General features: G+C 62.5%; 1 protein-coding gene. It reads left to right on the top strand.

Translation table 11 applies throughout. The features are described 5' to 3' along the window. Positions 1-291: type IV conjugative transfer system protein TraE (locus CBW22_RS25815; RefSeq protein ID WP_217899548.1), on the top strand; the 291-nt coding region annotated here is incomplete at its 5' end. Positions 292-301: the final 10 nt, after the last annotated feature.

Raw genomic sequence — 301 nt, forward strand, 5'->3', positions numbered from 1 at the left:
GAAATGAAGAAGGTGCTGGCCACCGAGGCCGCCTACGTGAAGAAAAACGGCATCGCCAGCGTGTACAGCATCGAGGACGAGGCCACCGACCCCGCAACCGGTGACGTCACCGTCGGCGGCACGCTTCACGCCAGCACCACCAACGGCAGTGTACGCATTGACCTGCCGGACGCCAGGCAGGCCTGGCGGCTCCGCCTGCACTATACAGACGGGCTTATCCGCCTTGAGGCCTTTCCTGAGGTGTCCTGGCCCGCCATCTTCAACGCCGATAACGCCGGAAACACACCATGAAAATACCCCT

Origin of the sequence: Pantoea sp. VS1, assembly GCF_002207995.1 — a bacterium.
Lineage (GTDB): Bacteria > Pseudomonadota > Gammaproteobacteria > Enterobacterales > Enterobacteriaceae > Pantoea > Pantoea dispersa.